Annotated in this window: 17 protein-coding genes; all 17 read left to right on the top strand. The window is 61.3% G+C overall.

Annotated elements, in window-relative coordinates; genetic code table 11:
- The first annotated feature begins 78 nt into the window (after positions 1-78).
- The 17 genes from dnaG (at position 79) to CUJ84_RS15295 (ending at position 17,707) form a co-directional block, all read left to right on the top strand.
- Entirely contained in the window at positions 79-2,088 is a 2,010-nt protein-coding gene (gene dnaG, locus CUJ84_RS15370) for a DNA primase (protein WP_105006846.1), read from the top strand.
- Positions 2,088-3,956: a DNA helicase RecQ gene (recQ, locus tag CUJ84_RS15365; RefSeq protein ID WP_105006845.1), complete on the top strand. Its 1,869-nt coding sequence runs from the start codon at positions 2,088-2,090 to the stop codon at positions 3,954-3,956. Before dnaG ends, recQ begins: the two co-directional genes overlap by 1 nt.
- 171 nt (positions 3,957-4,127) lie before the next feature.
- Positions 4,128-4,856, top strand: coding sequence for a class I SAM-dependent methyltransferase (locus CUJ84_RS15360; RefSeq protein WP_105006844.1), 729 nt, complete (start codon positions 4,128-4,130; stop codon positions 4,854-4,856).
- A gap of 166 nt (positions 4,857-5,022) precedes the next feature.
- Entirely contained in the window at positions 5,023-6,210 is a 1,188-nt protein-coding gene (locus tag CUJ84_RS15355) for a glycine C-acetyltransferase (protein ID WP_105006843.1), read from the top strand.
- Between the two features lie 188 nt (positions 6,211-6,398).
- Positions 6,399-7,436 (top strand): L-threonine 3-dehydrogenase, encoded by a 1,038-nt coding sequence (gene tdh / locus CUJ84_RS15350; RefSeq protein ID WP_105006842.1) that lies wholly within the window; start codon positions 6,399-6,401, stop codon positions 7,434-7,436.
- A gap of 9 nt (positions 7,437-7,445) precedes the next feature.
- Complete coding sequence (locus CUJ84_RS15345; RefSeq protein WP_105006841.1) at positions 7,446-7,793, top strand: GFA family protein; 348 nt, start codon at positions 7,446-7,448, stop codon at positions 7,791-7,793.
- Between the two features lie 570 nt (positions 7,794-8,363).
- A complete protein-coding gene (gene rpoD, locus CUJ84_RS15340; RefSeq protein WP_017989039.1) occupies positions 8,364-10,421 on the top strand; it encodes an RNA polymerase sigma factor RpoD in 2,058 nt (685 codons plus the stop codon).
- A gap of 320 nt (positions 10,422-10,741) precedes the next feature.
- Entirely contained in the window at positions 10,742-11,035 is a 294-nt protein-coding gene (locus tag CUJ84_RS15335; protein ID WP_064651886.1) for a GYD domain-containing protein, read from the top strand.
- Positions 11,036-11,210: 175 nt separating this feature from the next.
- Positions 11,211-11,948 carry a DUF930 domain-containing protein gene (locus CUJ84_RS15330; protein ID WP_105006840.1) on the top strand — a complete coding sequence of 246 codons (738 nt, stop codon included), beginning with the start codon at positions 11,211-11,213 and terminating at the stop codon, positions 11,946-11,948.
- Between the two features lie 35 nt (positions 11,949-11,983).
- The gene (locus CUJ84_RS15325; RefSeq protein ID WP_105006839.1) at positions 11,984-13,066 is read left to right on the top strand and encodes a DUF930 domain-containing protein; all 1,083 of its coding nucleotides are present in this window, start codon (positions 11,984-11,986) and stop codon (positions 13,064-13,066) included.
- A gap of 109 nt (positions 13,067-13,175) precedes the next feature.
- Positions 13,176-13,337 (top strand): hypothetical protein, encoded by a 162-nt coding sequence (locus tag CUJ84_RS38340; protein ID WP_199788714.1) that lies wholly within the window; start codon positions 13,176-13,178, stop codon positions 13,335-13,337.
- 89 nt (positions 13,338-13,426) lie between these two features.
- Entirely contained in the window at positions 13,427-14,224 is a 798-nt protein-coding gene (locus CUJ84_RS15320; protein WP_105006838.1) for an APH(3') family aminoglycoside O-phosphotransferase, read from the top strand.
- Between the two features lie 79 nt (positions 14,225-14,303).
- A complete protein-coding gene (locus tag CUJ84_RS15315) occupies positions 14,304-15,110 on the top strand; it encodes an AraC family transcriptional regulator (protein ID WP_105006837.1) in 807 nt (268 codons plus the stop codon).
- A gap of 83 nt (positions 15,111-15,193) precedes the next feature.
- Positions 15,194-16,090 carry a DMT family transporter gene (locus CUJ84_RS15310; RefSeq protein WP_105006836.1) on the top strand — a complete coding sequence of 299 codons (897 nt, stop codon included), beginning with the start codon at positions 15,194-15,196 and terminating at the stop codon, positions 16,088-16,090.
- Between the two features lie 3 nt (positions 16,091-16,093).
- Positions 16,094-16,786 (top strand): B3/B4 domain-containing protein, encoded by a 693-nt coding sequence (locus tag CUJ84_RS15305; protein WP_105006835.1) that lies wholly within the window; start codon positions 16,094-16,096, stop codon positions 16,784-16,786.
- 99 nt (positions 16,787-16,885) lie between these two features.
- Complete coding sequence (locus CUJ84_RS15300) at positions 16,886-17,284, top strand: DUF427 domain-containing protein (protein ID WP_105006834.1); 399 nt, start codon at positions 16,886-16,888, stop codon at positions 17,282-17,284.
- A 189-nt stretch (positions 17,285-17,473) separates the two neighbouring features.
- A complete protein-coding gene (locus CUJ84_RS15295; protein WP_105006833.1) occupies positions 17,474-17,707 on the top strand; it encodes a DUF6894 family protein in 234 nt (77 codons plus the stop codon).
- Positions 17,708-17,757 lie beyond the last annotated feature (50 nt).

Raw genomic sequence — 17,757 nt, 5'->3', positions numbered from 1 at the left:
GAATAGCGGGTTTTCATGACAAGTTTCATGGCGTGGAGCGGCAAAGCAGCTTATATGAAGGCTGATCAAGAGGTATAAATGCGCTTTTCCAACACCTTTCTCGATGATATTCGCGACCGCGTTCCGATTTCGAACGTGATTGCGCGTCGCGTCAGCTGGGACAAGCGCAAGACAAACGTGTCGCGCGGCGATTACTGGGCCTGCTGCCCGTTCCACGGCGAGAAATCGCCGAGCTTCCATTGCGAGGACCGAAAGGGCCGCTATCACTGCTTCGGCTGCGGCGTCACCGGCGACCATTTCCGCTTTCTCACCGAGCTGGAGGGCCTGAGTTTTCCCGAAGCGGTGCAGCAGATCGCCGATATGGCCGGCGTGCCTATGCCACTTGCCGATCCTGTGATGGAGAAGCGCGAAAAGGAGCGCGGCTCGCTGATCGACGTCATGGAAATGGCGACGCAATTTTTCCAGGATCAGCTGCAGACGGCGAATGGGGCGAGGGCGCGCGCCTACCTGCGCGACCGCGGATTGACGGGGCGCACCATCGAGACCTTCCGTCTCGGCTATGCGCCCGAGAGCCGCAATGCGCTCAAGGAATTCCTCGCCGGCAAGGGTGTCTCCAAGGATCAGATCGAGGCCTGCGGTCTGGTCGTCCATGAAAACGTGCCGGTTTCCTACGATCGTTTCCGCGACCGCATCATGTTCCCGATCCTTTCATCGCGGGAAAAGGTGATCGCTTTCGGCGGCCGCGCCATGTCGGCCGACGCGCCGGCGAAATATCTGAACTCCAACGAGACGGAGCTCTTCCACAAGGGCAATGTTCTTTACAATTTCGCCCGTGCGCGGCGCGCGATCCAGGGACCGGGCCGCGGCGATCCTCAAGATGACAATGCGACCGGCACCATCATCGCCGTCGAAGGCTATATGGACGTGATCGCGCTGCATCAGGCGGGCATCGAGAATGCCGTTGCGCCGCTCGGCACAGCGCTCACCGAAAACCAGCTCGAGCTGCTCTGGAAGATGGTGCCGCAACCGGTGCTCTGCTTCGACGGCGACGGCGCCGGCATCCGCGCCGCCAATCGCGCCGCCGAACTGGCGCTGCCGCATCTCAAGCCCGGCCGTTCTGTTCGCTTCGCGCTTCTGCCCGACGGCAAGGATCCGGACGATCTCGTGCGCGATGACGGGCGCGCGCCTTTCGACAAGGTGATGAGCCAGGCAAAGCCGCTCTCCGAGATGCTTTGGAGCCGGGAGATCAGCACCGGCAAGTTCGACACGCCCGAGGCGCGCGCCGAACTGGAGGCGCGACTGAAGCAACTGGTCGCGGTCATCGCCGACGAGAACGTGCGCCGTCACTACCAGCAGGATATTCGCGACCGGCTGAATGCCTTCTTCCAGCCGCAGTTCCAGAACCGCAACAATGGCGATCGCCGCGGCGGCTTCAACGGCAATGGCAATTACCGGACGGGCCGCGACAATGCCGGCAAGGCAGGGCCGAAAAGCCCGAGCGTCATTTCCGAAAGGCTCGCCCGGTCAGGCCCGGTGCGGGGCCACCAGAACAATACGGCGCTGCGGGAATGCGTGCTGGCGCTGACCGTCGTCAATCACCCCTCGCTGATGATCGACGATTATGACGAGATCGCCGCGATCGAATATGACAGCCGCGAGCTGCAGCGGCTCTGGTCGGCGATGCTGGGGGCAGCCGCGGCCGTCGCCGGCCCGCATCTGACGCGCGAATATCTGACCGAAAGGCTGGAATTCGAAGGCTTCGGCCCGCTCATCAAGAGCCTCGACCAGCAGGTGCGCAATGCCCGGCTGTGGATCGCGACCGAGGAGGCGGCGATGGAAGATGCGCGTGAAGGATACCGCCAGGCGCTGGCCTCCCACAAGCGGGCGAAGGCGCTGCGCCGGCAGAAGATCGAGCTCGAGCGCGAGATCGCGCTGGCGACCGAAGCCGGCGACGGCGAGGCGATCGTTCAGCTGATGCGGGCGCAGCAGGAAGTGCATTTCGAAGGGGTGCGCCTTGAGAACCAGGAGGCGATCATCGATGGCTTCGGCGTGCTTTCCGGCCGCGTCAAAGGGGCGGCGAACCACTGATGTCGCTGACTGAACGGAATGAACCGGGTTTTTCCGCTTCCGGCGCGCTGTTTTCTTCCGGCCGCTCGCCGCTCGAGATTCTCAAGCAGGTCTATGGCTATTCCTCCTTCCGCGGCAAGCAGCAGCAGGTGGTCGAGCACGTGGTTTCCGGCGGCGATGCGGTCGTGCTCTTTCCCACAGGTGCGGGCAAATCGCTGTGCTTCCAGATCCCGGCGCTCTGCCGCGATGGCGTCGGCATCGTGGTTTCGCCACTGATTGCGCTGATGCGCGATCAGGTCGAGGCGATGAAGCAGCTCGGCATCCGGGCAGCCGCGCTCAACTCGTCGCTGTCGCGCGAGGAGTTCGTCGAGGTTCGCCGCGCGCTTTCGGCGGGCCAGCTCGACCTTCTCTACGTCACGCCCGAGCGTATTCTGACCGATGGTTTCCGCGAGCTGATCGCCAACGAGAAGATCGCGCTGTTTGCCATCGACGAGGCCCACTGCGTCTCGCAATGGGGCCATGATTTCCGGCCGGAATATCGCGCGCTCGGCCGGCTCGGCGAGCAATATCCCGGTGTGCCCCGTGTGGCGCTGACGGCGACGGCTGATCCGCACACACGCGACGACATCATCGAGCGGCTGGGGCTCGATGCCGCCCAGATCTTCACGACCAGCTTCGACCGACCGAACATCGCCTATGAGATCGTCGAGCGTGACCAGCCGCGCCAGCAGCTGTTGCGGTTCCTGTCCGGCCACAAGGGCGACAGCGGCATCGTCTATTGCCTGTCGCGCGCCAAGGTCGAGGATACGGCCGAATGGCTGAACGGGCAGGGCATTCGCGCGCTTGCTTACCATGCCGGCATGGACAGGGCCGTTCGTGACGCCAATCAGGATGCCTTCCTCAAAGAAGAAAATCTTTGCCTGGTCGCCACCGTTGCCTTCGGCATGGGCATCGACAAACCGAACGTGCGTTATGTCGCGCATCTCGATCTGCCGGGTTCCGTCGAGGCCTATTATCAGGAGACCGGACGTGCCGGACGCGACGGCCTGCCGTCCGAGGTCTGGATGGCTTATGGCATGGCCGACGTCATCCAGCGCGGCCGGATGATCGATGAGGGCAATGCCGCCGCGGAGATCAAACGGGTCGAACGCGCCAAGCTCAACGCATTGCTAGCGATCTGCGAGACCGCCTCCTGCCGCCGCCAGGCGATCCTTGCCCATTTCGGTGAGGCGCATGCCGGCCATTGCGGCAATTGCGACACCTGCCTGAAGCCGGTCGAGACCTGGGAGGGCACGGAGGCGGCGATCAAGGCGCTGGCCGCCATCTATCGCACCGGCGAGCGTTTCGGCGCTGGCCATGTCGTCGACGTGCTCCTTGGCAACGTCAACGAAAAGACCGAACGTTTCGGTCATGCCGAAATGCCGGTCTTCGGCGCCGGCAAGGATATTCCGGCGCGCGTTTGGCAGTCGGTCTTCCGCCAGCTGCTCGCCATGGGGTTGATCCGCGTCGACCACGAGGCCTTTGGGGCGCTGAAGCTGGAGCCGGAGGCGCGCGCTGTCTTCAAACACGAGCGGCAGGTGTTCTTCCGCAAGGATCGGCCGGCCTCGGAACGGCGCACGAAGAAGGCGGAGCGCAGCGAGCGCAAATCGGGACTATCAGGCGCAGACGGCAGTCTCTTCGAGGCGCTGCGGGCCGAGCGTATGGCGATTGCGAAATCGCTCGGCGTGCCGCCCTATGTCGTCTTTCCCGATACGACGCTGATAGCCTTCGCCACCGAGAAGCCGCGCAGCCGCAAGGAACTGCTCGCCATATCAGGTGTCGGGCAGGCGAAGCTCGAACGCTACGGCGATGCCTTCCTGGAGATCATTCTGGCGCAGGACAACGGCTAACGGACCCGTCTGATCCTTGAGATCGGGCGAGGGGGCATGGTAGTGCTGCCTCTACAGCGCCGCGCGTCTTTTTCAGACGCGCAAAGGACGCTGTAGCACTTTGAATTGCTGCATAATTTTCTCCTGAAATCGATGCCGATTTAAGGAATTATGCAGTAGGGAGGAGCGCCGATGGCCCAGAATATCTACGACCGACCGGAATTTTTCACCGGATATAGCGGCATGAGGCGATCCGTCCACGGGCTTGACGGAGCATCCGAGTGGCCGGCCGTGCGCGCGCTGCTGCCCGATCTTGCCGGCAAGCGTGTTGTCGATCTCGGCTGCGGCTTCGGCTGGTTTTCGCGTTTCGCCGTGAGCCAGGGTGCTGCAAGCGTGCTTGCGCTCGACATCTCGGAAAAGATGATCGCCAGAGCGAGGGCCGATACGACTGAAGCAGCGATCACCTATGAGATCGCCGATCTCGAGCATCTCACGCTTGCTCAAGCCTCTTTCGATTTCGCCTACAGCTCGCTGGCGCTGCATTATATCGAGGATTTCGCCGGTCTGGTCGCGACGGTTTATCGCGCGCTTTTGCCGGGATCGCATTTCGTCTTCACCATCGAGCATCCGATCTTCATGGCGCCGACCAATCCCGCCTGGGCAACCGATGCCGAGGGGCGGCGTATCTGGCCGCTCGATCGCTATTCCGTCGAAGGTCCGCGCACCACCGACTGGCTCGCCAAGGGTGTGGTCAAGCAACACCGCAAGCTCGGCACGACGTTCAACACCTTGAACGCGGCCGGTTTTGCCATTCGCCATGTCGAGGAGTGGAGCCCGAATGAAGATGAACTCCACGACAATCCCGATTGGGCGGAGGAACTGGACCGGCCGATGTTCCTGCTGATTGCGGTCCAGCGCTGAAGAAGACAAGCCGGCGGCGATATGCTAACCCGGCGGTAGCGCATCGGCCCAAAAATCGGAATCGATTTTTGGAAAGCACGATGCGCAGATTAAAAGTGTAACAGCGTCCTTTGCGCGTCTGATAAGACGCGCGGCGCTGTAGGGAAATCTCTGGGAAAGGCCGTCCATGACCTCGCAATTTCTCTCCCATCTCAGCAACGAGATCTCAGCGCTGAAGGATGCCGGCCTCTACAAATCCGAGCGCGTCATCAGCTCCAAGCAGGCGGGCGAGATCGCGATTTCCACCGGCGAGCGGGTGCTGAATTTCTGCGCTAACAACTATCTCGGCCTTGCCGACAACGAGGAACTGGCCGAGGCCGGCAAGCAGGCGCTCGACCGCTACGGCTACGGCATGGCCTCGGTCCGCTTTATCTGCGGCACGCAGGAGGAGCACAAGCAGCTCGAAGCGCGCATCTCCTCTTTCCTCGGCATGGAGGACACGATCCTTTATTCCTCCTGCTTCGATGCCAATGGCGGTCTCTTCGAAACGCTGCTCTCGGAAGAGGACGCGATCATCTCGGACGCGCTGAACCACGCCTCGATCATCGACGGCGTCAGGCTTTCGAAGGCCAAGCGTTTCCGCTACGCCAACAACGACATGGCAGCACTCGAAGAGGAACTGAAAAAGGCCGAAGGCAGCCGCTTCAAACTGGTCGCCACCGACGGCGTCTTCTCGATGGACGGCATCATCGCCAATTTGGGCGGTGTCTGCGATCTCGCCGAGAAATACGGCGCGATGGTCATGGTCGATGACAGCCATGCGGTCGGCTTCGTCGGCAAGAACGGTCGCGGTTCGCCGGAATATTGCGGCGTCGAGGGCCGGATCGACATTATCACCGGCACGCTCGGCAAGGCGCTCGGCGGCGCCTCGGGCGGTTATACCTCGGCGAATGCAGAGGTTGTGGATTGGCTGCGGCAGCGTTCGCGGCCCTATCTGTTCTCGAACACGCTGGCGCCCGTCATCGCCGCTGCCTCGCTCAAGGTGTTCGACCTCATCGAAAACGGCGATGCCTTGCGCAAGCGTCTTTCCGACAATGCGGATCTCTTCCGCACAGAGATGACCAAGCTCGGCTTCACACTTGCCGGCGAAGGCCATCCGATCATCCCCGTCATGCTGGGTGACGCCAAACTCGCCCAGGATATGGCCGGCCTGATGCTGAAGAAGGGGATCTATGTGATCGGCTTCTCCTTCCCCGTCGTGCCGAAAGGCCAGGCCCGCATCCGCACACAGATGTCGGCGGCGCATTCGCGAGCGGATGTGGAGCGGGCGATCGCGGCCTTTGCCGAGACAGGGCGGGAACTGGGTGTGATTTGAGTGGGATTTGAGAATAGGGTTTGCCCCTCACCCTAACCCTCTCCCCGCCAGCGGGGAGAGGGGACCTGCCAAAGGCAGCGTCAAGGGGAAGGAAGCCGGTGCGGCATATCCCTTCGCCCCGCGTGCGGGGAGAGGTGCCGGCAGGCGGATGAGGGGCTACGACAGATACGGGGCCAAGGAATACAGAAATGTCGAATATGATGAAGGCGCTGGTCAAAGCGAAACCGGAAGTCGGGCTCTGGATGGAGAATGTGCCGGTGCCCGAGGTCGGGCCGAACGATGTGCTGATCCGGGTGAAGAAATCGGCGATCTGCGGCACCGACGTCCATATCTGGAACTGGGACCAGTGGGCACAGAAGACCATTCCGGTGCCGATGGTGGTCGGCCATGAATTCTCCGGCGAGATCGCCGAGATCGGCTCGGCGGTCACCCGCTATCATGTCGGCGAGCGGGTCTCCGGTGAGGGGCATATCGTCTGCGGCAAGTGCCGCAACTGCCGGGCGGGCAGGGGGCATCTCTGCCGAAATACGCTCGGTGTCGGCGTCAACCGGCCGGGCTCCTTCGGCGAATTCGTCTGCATTCCCGAAAGCAATGTCGTGCCGATCCCGGATGATATTTCCGACGAGATCGCCGCGATCTTCGATCCGTTCGGCAATGCGGTGCACACTGCGCTTTCCTTCGATCTCGTCGGCGAGGACGTGCTCGTCACCGGCGCCGGGCCGATCGGTATCATGGGCGCGCTCGTCGCCAAGCGATCCGGCGCCCGCAAGGTCGTCATCACCGATATCAATCCGCACCGGCTGGAGCTGGCGCGCAAGCTCGGCATCGATCACGTCGTCGACGCATCGAAGGAAAACCTCACCGACGTCATGAAGGCGATCGGCATGACGGAGGGTTTCGACGTCGGGCTCGAAATGTCGGGGGCCGCACCTGCCTTCCGCGACATGATCGACAAGATGAACAATGGTGGCAAGATCGCCATTCTCGGCATCGCGCCGGCGGGCTTCGAGATCGACTGGAACAAGGTGATCTTCAAGATGCTCAATCTCAAGGGCATCTACGGCCGCGAGATGTTCGAGACCTGGTACAAGATGATCGCTTTCGTCCAGGGCGGCCTCGATCTGGCGCCCATCATCACCCATCGGATCGGCATCGACGATTTCCGCGACGGCTTCGAGGCGATGCGGTCGGGCAATTCCGGCAAGGTTGTGATGGATTGGATGTGAGGGGACGACATGCTCTATGAAGGAAGCTGCCATTGCGGCAATGTGGCTTTCGAGGTCGAAGGCGAATTCACCGAGGCGCTCGACTGCAATTGTTCGCTCTGCCGCAGGCGGGGCGGACTTCTTGCCTTCGTGCCGCGCGAGAAGCTGGTGCTGAAAACGCCGGAGGACAATGTCTCGACCTATACTTTCAACCGGCATGTCATTCGCCATCACTTCTGCGCCAATTGCGGCATCGCACCGTTCGGCGAGGCTGTGGGTCCGAACGGCGCGGCAATGGCTTCGATCAATCTGCGCTGTATTCCCGCGGTCGATATCGGCGCGCTGACGGTGACGGCGTATGATGGCGCGGCGCGTTAGCCACAATTTCTCAGGCTAGCGCATCGGCCCGAAAATCGGAATCGATTTTCGGAAAGCACGATGCGCAGACTCAAAGTGTTGGAGCGTCCTTTGTGCGTCCGAAGGACGCACGGCGCTCTAAAGCTGCATATACCGTCTGCACAACTGCGAAGATGATCGAAACAACTGCTGCGGCGGGCAAAATATTTGCTGCCCTTGTCTTTTGTTCGCCGCATCTTAAATAAGGGTTCGCAATCGCTGCCGTGGTTCAAAGCCTGTGGATAAGGCTTTTTCCGTATTTTTGTGGGCTTTTTCTCTGGAAAAGCTTGACGAGAACAAAAAATGTGGGAATCACCGTTCGACTTGTTGAATGGTGAACTGGGTCAAGGCGGATCGCGCAACCATGGCCGGAAATCCAAGAGCAAGAAAGCTTTGCTGTCCGGTGCCGGTAATCGTGGTTAATCAGGCTTTAAATGTCATCCCGTTAGGTGGGCAAAGGTGATTCGAGGGCGGCGCGTGCGGCGCGTCAGGCCCTGAGACAGCCCGTTCACCGTAGCGAGATTGGATAGCGTCAGGAAGGCGACGATATAAATGGCAACCAAGGTCAAAGAGAACGAAGAAGCGGAAGTCGAACGCGACGGCGCAAGCGACGGCCCTCTTCTCGATCTTTCCGACGACGCGGTCAAGAAGATGATCAAAGCCGCCAAGAAGCGCGGCTATGTGACCATGGACGAGCTTAACGCGGTCCTGCCGTCCGAAGAAGTGACGTCCGAGCAGATCGAAGACACGATGTCGATGCTGTCCGACATGGGCATCAACGTCATCGAAGACGAGGAAGCCGAGGAAGCCGGTGCTTCCGGCGGCAGCGATGACGACGATGCCGGCGGCGACGAGGAGAGCGAAGGCGGTGAACTCGCGCCTTCGAGCGGCACGGCGCTTGCGACCGCCAAGAAAAAAGAGCCGACCGACCGTACCGACGATCCGGTTCGCATGTATCTGCGCGAGATGGGCTCGGTGGAGCTTCTTTCCCGCGAGGGCGAAATCGCGATCGCCAAGCGCATCGAGGCCGGCCGCGAGACGATGATCGCGGGTCTCTGCGAGAGCCCGCTGACCTTCCAGGCGTTGATCATTTGGCGCGACGAACTCAACGAAGGCACGACGCTGCTGCGCGAGATCATCGATCTCGAAACGACCTATTCCGGCCCTGAAGCCAAGGCTGCGCCGCAGTTCCAGAGCCCGGAGAAGATCGAAGCCGATCGCAAACTCGCAGAAGAGAAGGAAAAGACCCGTCGCGCCCGCTCCGGCGACGACGACATCACCGATGTCGGCGGCGAAGGCCTGCCTCCCGAGGAGGAGGAAGAGGACGAGGACGAATCCAACCTTTCGCTGGCGGCGATGGAAGCCGAGCTTCGCCCGCAGGTGATGGAGACGCTGGATACGATCGCCGAGACCTACAAGAAGCTGCGCAAGCTGCAGGACCAGCAGGTCGAGCAGCGCCTGTCGGCTTCCGGCACGCTGTCCACTGCCCAGGAGCGCCGTTACAAGGAACTCAAAGATGAGCTCATCAAGGCCGTCAAGTCTCTGTCCTTGAACCAGAACCGCATCGACGCCCTCGTCGAGCAGCTCTACGACATCAACAAGCGCCTCGTTTCCAACGAGGGCCGCCTGCTGCGTCTGGCCGAATCCTATGGCGTCAAGCGCGACTCCTTCCTGGAGCAGTATCAGGGCGCCGAGCTCGATCCGAACTGGATGAAGTCGATCGGCAATCTGGCCGCCCGCGGCTGGAAGGAATTCGCCAGGGGCGAAAACACGACGATCCGCGACATTCGCCAGGAAATCCAGAATCTGGCGACTGAAACCGGTATCTCGATCTCGGAATTCCGCCGCATCGTCCATATGGTGCAGAAGGGCGAGCGCGAAGCGCGTATCGCCAAGAAGGAAATGGTCGAAGCGAACCTTCGCCTGGTCATCTCCATCGCCAAGAAGTACACGAACCGCGGCCTGCAGTTCCTCGACCTCATTCAGGAAGGCAATATCGGCCTGATGAAAGCGGTCGACAAGTTCGAATACCGCCGCGGTTACAAGTTCTCGACCTATGCGACATGGTGGATCCGTCAGGCGATCACCCGTTCGATCGCCGACCAGGCCCGCACGATCCGCATTCCGGTGCACATGATCGAGACGATCAACAAGATCGTCCGCACGTCGCGCCAGATGCTGCACGAGATCGGCCGCGAGCCGACGCCGGAAGAACTGGCTGAAAAGCTTGCCATGCCGCTCGAAAAGGTCCGCAAGGTCCTGAAGATCGCCAAGGAGCCGATCTCGCTCGAAACCCCGGTGGGCGACGAAGAGGATTCGCATCTCGGCGATTTCATCGAGGACAAGAACGCGCTGCTGCCGATCGATGCCGCGATCCAGGCGAACCTGCGCGAGACGACGACCCGTGTTCTCGCCTCGCTGACGCCGCGCGAGGAACGTGTTCTGCGCATGCGCTTCGGCATCGGCATGAACACCGACCACACGCTCGAAGAAGTCGGCCAGCAGTTCTCGGTCACCCGCGAACGTATCCGGCAGATCGAGGCGAAGGCGCTGCGCAAGCTGAAGCATCCGAGCCGCTCCAGAAAGCTGAGAAGCTTCCTCGACAGCTAAGGCTTCGGCCACGCCGTTCTGATTGGAAAAGCCGGGCTTCATGCCCGGCTTTTGCTTTTGTGATTAATACCAATGATCCCGGCGTCTTTCTTGTCCCTCCATGGTGACAAGCCTATAATCCGGCCACGGGGGAAGGCATCGATCGCAACGCGCGAGCGAGGGCCGACGTGTGCCTGTGTCAACCAATCCTCCGCTAGATCCGGATAATTTCAGGCCTGACGGGCCTGAAATCTGAATCCGGATCCACATCAAAGAAATAGAGCATGACGTCGCCCGAAAACCGCTGACACTTTTCGGCATCACGCTCTGGGAGGTGCGACATGACCACTTACATTCTTTTGATCAATTGGACGGATCAGGGCATCCGCAATGTGCGCGACTCGGCAAAACGGCTCGATGCCGCGAAGAAATTGCTCACCAGCGTCGGAGGCTCCTTCAACCAGTTCTATCTGACGATGGGCGGGCATGACATGGTCGCCGTCTGCGAGGCGCCCGATGACGCCGTCATGGCGCATTTTACCCTCTCGCTGGCGATGGGCGGCAATGTCCGCACGGAGACGCTGAAGGCATTCCCTGAGGCCGCCTACCGGGATCTCATCGGCTCGCTCGGGTAGCCGGAAACGGCGATCGTCGATCTTGAAGGTTGCGGAGCATTGGCTGCGCTGGCAGTGTCGCGGCGTGCTTCAATTTCCGCGGCAGGCTCCGGCCCGACTTTTCGGCAAGCTCATGATGAAAGCGCTCCTCAGTTTCATGATCGTCATCGATCGTCCGACAGCCGCTTCCTGACCGATGGAACTGGCGGCGGGCAAATGGGATGACGGGATCCGGCGGGGCGCTGCGGCGTCGTTCGCGCTGCATGCCATCGCGATCCTGCTCCTTCTGCTGCTGCTGCCGAAGGCCGAGCCACCGCTGCCATTGCTAGATGACGGTCTCTCGGTGGAGATCGTTCCTCAGGCCGTGGAATCGCTGAAAATGCCCGAGCCCGCCAAGGCGCCTTTGCCGGAACAGGCAAAACCTGAGGCGGCAAAACCCGAAGCCGAACCGGCGGCGCCGGTTGCAAATAATCCGCCTACTGCGGCAATGCCCCTCGCGGCACCGATCACTGCGCCGGCGCCAAAGCCGATGGAATTCGTCGAGGCAAGACAGCTGTTTTCCGAGAAGGTCCTTGCCGATCCGCGCAGCCGCCGCGCCCGCGAGGCGCTACGTGGCCTTGCCGGCAGCGAGCGCAATCTGCAGCTTTGTGACCTGGAGGCACTGGAGCAGATCCGCCGGGCGCAGCCGGCCATGGCGCCGGATGCGCTTGCGCCCTATGCCATGGCGGCGGAGAAGGTCAGTGGTAACAATGTCGAGGTGAAGGGCGGCGCCTTCCGCAGCAAACGCAAGTGGTACAACATCCAGTTCAAATGCGAGCTCGATGCCGGCTCCGGCAAGATCGTGTCCTTTGCCTTTCTCGTCGGCGATGCCATTCCGCGAGATGAATGGCAGGAGCACAATCTGGTGGCCGACGATGGAGCGGCCGACCAATAACCCTCATCGCTGCTCGATCACGCGGTTTTTTTCTTTTGTGGCTTGATGCTGCCGGTTTTAGAGGCCACATCGCTGCTGTGACAGAAGAAGACGTAGAACCGGCGGAAACGCAGCACGAAACGGGAAAGCAGCGGCCTGAAATCCGCTGGGGCGTCGTCGCGTCCGTTGCTGCCCATATTCCTATCGTTGCTCTTCTCATTTTCGGGCTGCCGAAGATCGAGCCGAAGCCTCCCGAAGACGAGAGCGTGAAGGTGGAACTCGTCCCGCCGCCGGAGGAGAAAAAGCCGGAGCCCAAACCCGAAGAAAAGCCACCAGAGCCGAAGCCGCCGGAGGAGGCCAAGAAGGAGCCTCTACCTCCACCTCCGGCTGAGAAAGCTCCCGAGCAGGCGAAGCTGGCGCCTGTGCCGACTTTTCGCCCTGTCATCGAGTTTGGTGATAAGAATGGCGGTCCCGCAAAGTCATTGGCGGGCAATTCCTCCCAAGGCGAAGCAAAGCCTGCAACGGCACCGCCACAGCGCGATTCTGAGTCGGAACAAATGCCCGCACAGGCTGCTGCGGAAAAGCCGCAGACCGAGACGCTTCCGTCAAAGCCCGTCCCAGATGATGTAAAGCTTCCCGAGGTTGCGACGGCTGACGTTTCTCCTGAGCGTAACGGGCCGTCGGCAGAAGTATCTGGCGACGCCAAGACCAGTATCGAACCGGCCAAGCCGCCGGAGCAGAAGCCCAGTGAAGAGCCGAAGGCGGTTGGTAAGAATAATGATCTGCCTAACGCCAAAACGCTGTTTTCACGGACCGCAGATGGCGGTTCTATTGCGCAAACTGCGATCGACGGTCTTCCCCGCAAAGATCGAGTGGCTACGCTTTGCGCCACTGAGCTTGGGGGCCAACTCACTAACGGTTCACCGAGATATTCTCCGTTCGCATTGCCTAATCGTCCGTTGTCAAGCGGCACCGTTGTCATTGCGGATGATGAAGCCTTTGGCACAGCCAAAGGCTGGTATCACGTTCGTTTCCGTTGCGAGGTGGATGAAGCCGCCACGAAAGTCGTGTCGTTTGCACACAAGGTCGACGGATTGATCCCTCGCAGCCAATATGCGAAGTACCATATCCGCGACTAGTCCTCGGAACCTCTATCGTGTCGCAGCTTCACAACAAGCCACGCGCAAGGAACCGCACCTAGCTTCTTCCCAGCGCCGCGATGATTCCGGTGAAGAAGGGACAAATGATATGTCGAACGAGATCGAGCATTTTTTTGAGCATCAGGACGAAGCCGTCAGTGCGCTGTTCCTGGAAAACAAGGGCGACGAGCTGACCGATATTTTGGTGGCTGCTCTGGAAGAGGCTTTCGAAATCCTTCTTGAAGCCGCGCCCGGCGAAACCGTTCATTAAGGTCGCGGAGGGCTCGTTCAGTCTGCCAATGTGCGCTGACCGATCGCGCCGCTTGCAGTGCCCCGCCTTGTCGGGATGGCTTAGATATCATGTCGATTTTCCAAGAGGATCAACCGCCGTCGGCGAGCGCGCTCGATGCCCGTCTGGCTGGTTACCGGTTCGAACGCGATGCGCTCGGCCGCTCGGCCGCAAGTGTCTTCCGGCTGGAAGCTCCAGGATTGCCGACGCTTTATCTGAAGGTCGAAGAGGTCGGTGCTTTTGGCGAACTCGCCGACGAAGCGGCCAGGCTTCGCTGGGTCAAGGCTTCCGGTCTGCCCTGTCCCGATATCATTGCAGAGGATAGCGACGGTGCGCGCAACCGGTTGCTGATCAGCGCGCTGCCCGGGAGTGATCTCGCCAGTGCACCAGTGCTGACGCCGCTTGCGCGGGTTGAACTGCTGGCTGCGGCACTTCTTGACCTGCATCGCCTGCCGATCGCATCCTGCCCCTTCGATCACCGGCTGGAGGCACGTATCGCGACGGCAAAAGCGCGGATGCAGGCCGGCATCGTCGACGAGACCGATTTCGATGAGACGCGGCTTGGAAAGAGTGCTGAGGCACTGTTTGTCGAACTCGAAAGCGGGAGGCCTGGCCGCGAGGATCTCGTCGTCACCCATGGCGACGCCTGCCTGCCGAATTTCGTCGCGTCGAAAGAGGGATTTTCGGGTTATATCGACTGCAGCCGTCTCGGCGTCGCCGACCGCTATCAGGATATCGCGCTCGCCTGCCGCAGCATCGCCCACAATTTCGGCGAGGCGCTGGTGCAGTCCTTCCTCGAACGTTACGAATTGACGGCACCAGATCCAGCGAGGCTCGACTACTACCAGCTGCTCGACGAGTTCTTCTAGGCAGCCGGTTTGGCCGCAATGATTGCGTCATCTCACTGTGGCTGGCAGAGTGTCCGGCGAACGGATCTGCGGACAGAGAATGGCGAAAAACCAGTTCAGGATGTTGCGCTCGGCGCTATCTGGCGTCGAAGCGGTGGAAGCGGAAACGCATCACAGCTTTGCGCGCCATACGCATGAGCAGTTCGGCATCGGCCTGATGTCCGCCGGGGCGCAGTCGTCGCTCAGCGGTCGTGGCATGGTGGAGGCTGAGGCCGGCGACATCATCACGGTCAATCCGAACGAAGTGCATGACGGCGCGCCGATCGGCGAGGGGCGGTCGTGGCGCATCCTCTATTTCGATCCCGCCATCGTCAGTGGTCTGTCGCAAGAGATCACCGAAAGCGGGGTAGGGCGATCGGAAATCCCGCATCCTGTCATCCGCAATGCGGCGATTGCCGCCCGCTTCGAAACGCTGTTTGGCGCGGTGACCGGCGGCGGGGCGACGGATGGGTTGCTCTGCGAGCAACTGCTTCTGCAACTCGTCGCCGATGTCATGCGCGAGCGCTCTGGTACCGAAGAGCGGCCATTGGTGCCGGCGTCGATCCGCGCGGCTCGAGATCTGATCGACGACGATCCGCTTGTCGCCGTCTCGCTCGCCGATCTCTCCAGGAAAAGCGGGCTCAGCCGCTTCCAGGTGCTGCGCGGTTTTGCCAAGGCAACCGGCCTGACGCCGCATGCCTATCTCGTCCAGGCCCGCATCCATATCGCCCGCCGGCTGATCGCTCAGGGCATGCCGCTTGCGGAAGCGGCTTTTGCCAGCGGCTTTGCCGACCAGAGCCACATGACGCGGGTCTTCGTGCGCAAATACGGCCTGTCGCCGCGCCTCTATGCCGGCGCCTTTCTCTGAGCAGCTGCTTTGCACCTGCAATTTCGTTCAAGACCCTGATCCATCCCTGCTGTTTTCTCGGCGCATTCAACAGGAGACGCTGAATGTCGAGGCAGGTTCAAGGTTATGTCTATCTGGCGCTGGCGATGCTAACGGTCGGAAGCACTGTGATCGCCAGCAAACTGATCGCGTCGGGTCTGCCGCCGTTCAGCGCCACCGCATTGCGCTTCGCCATCGCCTTTCCTGTCCTTCTCCTGCTGATGTGGGGGACCGGCGCGCGGCTGCCGAGGTTTTCCCGGCAAGACCGTCTCATCCTTGTCATTCAGGCCGGGGCCGGCAGCGTCGGTTATACGACGCTGCTGATCTCCGGCCTCAGCCTGACCTCGGCGGCCGATGCCGGCGTCATCATCGGCACGCTGCCGGTGGTGTCGGCGGCAATCTCCATCCTGCTGCTGCGCGAACGGCCGCAGCGTGCCCTGCTTCTTGCCGTGGCACTTGCAACGGCGGGCGTGCTTTCGATCGCCTTCACGCCGGATGCGGCAGGCGGATCATTGACCGGCAATGCCTTGATCTTCCTGGCCGTCGTCTGCGAGGGGTTGTTCATCCTGCTGAACAAAAGACTGAAGACGGAAATTGCGCCGCTTGCGCAGTCGACGCTGATGGCCGGCATCGGTTTCATCGTCGCCGCCATCCCGGCCATTTTCGAAGCGCCTTTCGCAGATGGTATTTCGGCAAGCGCTGTCGCCGCCGTCGTCTATTATGCGCTGGTGCCGACCGTCGGCGGATTTCTGCTGTGGTATGCGGGGGCAGAAAGAGTGAGCGGCACGGAAGCCGCGCTCTTCACCGCGCTGGCGCCGGTTTCCGCCGTCATGCTTGCCTTCATCATCCTTGGCGAGCCGGTCGGGCTCAGCCAGATCGCCGGCATCGGCTGCGTGCTTGCGGCCGTGCTTGGGCTTGCCTTTGCCGGGCGCCGTACCGTGAAACTTGCCGAGGGGAGATAGACCATGCAGTTCAGCCATTCCGATGCCATGTGGCAGGCCTTTCCGGAGCTTCGCGCCGGCGCGCTCCATGCGGGAGGCATCCATGCGGACGCCGATGTCGAGGCGGCGATCGCAAGCTTCAGCGCAATCGCCGAGGCCCGGCTGGCCAAAGCGCAGGAAGGCGAATTCCCCGAAATCCAGGCCTGGCGGCGCGGCTTTTCCCGCATGGGCCTGAAGCCGACGCAATATCGCTGCGCTTCCGAGGCGCTACTGCGCCGCTTCCGCCAGGAACATGCGCTGCCGCGCCTGCATCCGCTCATCGATCTCTGCAATGCGATTTCGCTCGCCTTCGCCATTCCGATCGCCGTCTTCGATACTGAAAAGATCGCTGGCGATCTCGAAGTCCGGCGAGCTGGGGGTGACGAGACCTATCTGACCTTTGGCGGCGAAATCGAACATCCGGAGGCGAACGAGGTGATCTTCGCAGACGCGGAGGGCAGGGCACATGCGCGGCGCTGGACGAACCGGCAGAGCGGGCTTTCGGCGGTGCGGGAGACCACACGTTCGGTGCTGATCGTTGCCGAGGCCCTGCACGTCTCCGCCGGCGATGACATCGCCAGGCTGGTCGAGACAGTTGCGGATGCGCTTGCGCGACACTGGCCGGCGGCGCCGAAAACGGCGATGCTGAGCTTTGTATCGCCGCGTTTCGAGTTCTAAGGGCGCGCAGCATTTCAGGGAAAGCTGCGTTCGGGGCCTTGGGCCGGCCGCATGCCCGCCCTATCTCCATGCGATCGATAGCTTCTGGAGACGAACCCGATGTCAGACAAGTCGTTCAAGATTCCGGGGCCGGATCATCCGATCACCGTCGAGCACAATCCCTCCCGCGTCGTCGTCACGCTCGGGGGCAAGACAATTGCCGATACGCACGATGCGCTGACGCTGTGCGAGGCCTCCTATCCGCCGGTGCAATATATTCCGCGCAGGGATGTGGACATGTCGCTGCTTCAGCGCACCGACCATAGCAGCCACTGCCCCTATAAGGGTGACGCCTCCTATTACAGCATCATTCCGGGCGGCGAGCGCTCGAAGAATGCCGTCTGGACTTACGAGGCGCCGAATGCCGCGGTCAGCAGCATCAAGGATCATCTCGCCTTCTATCCCGACCGCGTCGACGGTATCGAGGAAATGGCCTCTCCGGAAGCCGGCGCTTTCTAAGGCATGACGTTGAAAGCCGTTCCGAGGGAACATGTTCGCCGCCGGATCGTTGACGTCGACCAGAGCATGATGCCGCAAAGTGTGAGCGGTTTTCGGACGACATCATGCACTGACTCTTTAACTTAGAACGGGATTCAGATTTCAGGCCGACCCGGCCTAAAGTCATCCTGTTCTGGCGGGGAATGTGTCGTGCCGAAATTTTACTTTCAACTTGTCGATCGTGATGGTGCTGGGGTGACCGAGACGGGATATGATTTTGAATCCATCGAGGTCGCGAAAGCGGAGGCACGGCGGGTGTTGGCGGAGATGGCCGCCGAAGGCCTGCCGGCTGCACCTTTGAATATGATGTCGGTGGAACTCTTCGATGAAAGCCGTAGACCGCTTGCGGAAATCCGGCTCATTCTCGAAGAAATTCCGAAATAGCCGTGAGAGGCCTGCCGGCCCTGTGAATGGCTGTCGATCGCGCCCAAGCA

Source organism: Rhizobium leguminosarum (genome assembly GCF_002953715.1).
Classification (GTDB): Bacteria; Pseudomonadota; Alphaproteobacteria; order Rhizobiales; family Rhizobiaceae; genus Rhizobium; species Rhizobium leguminosarum_V.
Note: the sequence above shows the minus strand (reverse complement) of the source record. Positions and strands in the feature narration are given on the sequence as shown.

What these genes read in the sequence shown, in the direction of transcription:
- dnaG (WP_105006846.1), top strand. Translation starts at nt 79, where the DNA reads ATGCGCTTTTCCAACACCTTTCTCGATGATATTCGCGACCGCGTTCCG.
- recQ (WP_105006845.1), top strand. Translation starts at nt 2,088, where the DNA reads ATGTCGCTGACTGAACGGAATGAACCGGGTTTTTCCGCTTCCGGCGCG.
- CUJ84_RS15360 (WP_105006844.1), top strand. Translation starts at nt 4,128, where the DNA reads ATGGCCCAGAATATCTACGACCGACCGGAATTTTTCACCGGATATAGC.
- CUJ84_RS15355 (WP_105006843.1), top strand. Translation starts at nt 5,023, where the DNA reads ATGACCTCGCAATTTCTCTCCCATCTCAGCAACGAGATCTCAGCGCTG.
- tdh (WP_105006842.1), top strand. Translation starts at nt 6,399, where the DNA reads ATGTCGAATATGATGAAGGCGCTGGTCAAAGCGAAACCGGAAGTCGGG.
- CUJ84_RS15345 (WP_105006841.1), top strand. Translation starts at nt 7,446, where the DNA reads ATGCTCTATGAAGGAAGCTGCCATTGCGGCAATGTGGCTTTCGAGGTC.
- rpoD (WP_017989039.1), top strand. Translation starts at nt 8,364, where the DNA reads ATGGCAACCAAGGTCAAAGAGAACGAAGAAGCGGAAGTCGAACGCGAC.
- CUJ84_RS15335 (WP_064651886.1), top strand. Translation starts at nt 10,742, where the DNA reads ATGACCACTTACATTCTTTTGATCAATTGGACGGATCAGGGCATCCGC.
- CUJ84_RS15330 (WP_105006840.1), top strand. Translation starts at nt 11,211, where the DNA reads ATGGAACTGGCGGCGGGCAAATGGGATGACGGGATCCGGCGGGGCGCT.
- CUJ84_RS38340 (WP_199788714.1), top strand. Translation starts at nt 13,176, where the DNA reads ATGTCGAACGAGATCGAGCATTTTTTTGAGCATCAGGACGAAGCCGTC.
- CUJ84_RS15320 (WP_105006838.1), top strand. Translation starts at nt 13,427, where the DNA reads ATGTCGATTTTCCAAGAGGATCAACCGCCGTCGGCGAGCGCGCTCGAT.
- CUJ84_RS15315 (WP_105006837.1), top strand. Translation starts at nt 14,304, where the DNA reads ATGGCGAAAAACCAGTTCAGGATGTTGCGCTCGGCGCTATCTGGCGTC.
- CUJ84_RS15310 (WP_105006836.1), top strand. Translation starts at nt 15,194, where the DNA reads ATGTCGAGGCAGGTTCAAGGTTATGTCTATCTGGCGCTGGCGATGCTA.
- CUJ84_RS15305 (WP_105006835.1), top strand. Translation starts at nt 16,094, where the DNA reads ATGCAGTTCAGCCATTCCGATGCCATGTGGCAGGCCTTTCCGGAGCTT.
- CUJ84_RS15300 (WP_105006834.1), top strand. Translation starts at nt 16,886, where the DNA reads ATGTCAGACAAGTCGTTCAAGATTCCGGGGCCGGATCATCCGATCACC.